General features: G+C 59.3%; 1 pseudogene. It reads left to right on the top strand.

Features of this window, described 5'->3' with window-relative positions:
• Positions 1-62 precede the first annotated feature (62 nt).
• Positions 63-1,411: pseudogene (locus RMO15_RS21120) on the top strand (peptidase); the annotation flags it as partial.

Here is a 1,411-nt window from a genome sequence, read left to right as displayed (position 1 = left end):
ATCGTGCTGTAACGTCCTTGGTTCTGGATCCTTGAGCTTTGGTTTTGGGTGATTGGGACACGGTGATTTCTTCCTTCCCGCGCGTCTGGCGGGTAGAGTGTACCTACACCGGACTGTCTCACTCCATATTGACACAAAGGGAGGTTCAGTATGAGCAGTGGTTCCCGCAGATTGTCTACAACCACCACCAGACCGGCCCGGCAGGCACGGTGCTCTTTGCCCCGCCGTTTCGTGCGCCCCACAACCACCACTTCGACCCGCTGGTGGTGACGGGAATTGACCTGGTGGGCACCTCGATGCACAACCGCTTTGTTTTAGAGAACAAGCCTGGCGCGGTGCGGCGCTCGCAGGCAAGCTACCAGACCTGGTGGAATGGGGGGCTGCGTACCACGACGTACTTTCATAACATGATCGGCCTGCTCACCGAGACCATCGGTAGCCCAACCCCGATGGAGATCGCCTTCACGCCCGACAAGTTAATCCCGCAGGAGGACTATATCTTTCCCATCACGCCACAGACCTGGCACTTCCGGCAGTCCATTGACTACTCCCTCACCGCAAACTGGGCAGTTTTAGACATTGCGTCGCGCCATCGAGAGCAGTTTCTCTACAATATCTACAAGATGGGCCGCAACGCCATTGACAAAGGCAGCCGCGACACCTGGACAGACTACCCACGGCGCATTGCCGAAGTAAAAAAGAGTGCAAAGCCAAGCTTTGCCGCCCTGCGCACCCCCGAGCTGCGCGACCCCCGTGGCTATATTCTCTCTGCCGACCAGCCGGACTTCCCGACCGTGGTGAAGTTTATCAACACGCTGCGTCAGAACGGGATCACGGTTCACCAGGTAAGCAAGGCGTTTACCGTCGGGGAGAAAACCTACCCCGCGCACTCGTTTGTGGTCAAGACTGCGCAAGCCTTTCGCCCTCACGTCTTGGACATGTTCGAGCCGCAGGACTACCCCAACGACATTCCCTATCCCGGTGGCCCGCCCAAGCCGCCCTACGACAACGCCGGGTACACGCTGGCCTACCAGATGGGCGTCCAATTCGACCGGATTCTCGATGACTTCACGGCCCCACTAGAGGTGATTGCAGGAAAGGCAAGTGTACTGCCTGGCAAGCTCACACCAGGGAAGGCGGGCTGGCTCGTGGATCATGCCGTCAACGATGCGTTTATTGTGATCAATCGCGTTCTCAAAGCAGGCGGCGAGGTGCACTGGCAGCTGGAGGGCGGCAAGTGGTTTATCGCCAACACGCCCAAAACCCAGGAGATCGTGGCGAAGGCGGCGATAGAGCTGGGGGTGGACTTCGTAGGCGTCGAGACCGTGCCCGAGACCAAGGCTCTGCCGCTCAAGCCGCTACGGATCGGGCTGTGGGATCGCTACGGGGGCTCGATGCCCTCGGGCTGGAC

It is taken from the genome of Armatimonas sp., from assembly GCF_031410135.1.
GTDB lineage: Bacteria > Armatimonadota > Armatimonadia > Armatimonadales > Armatimonadaceae > Armatimonas.
Note: the sequence above shows the minus strand (reverse complement) of the source record. Positions and strands in the feature narration are given on the sequence as shown.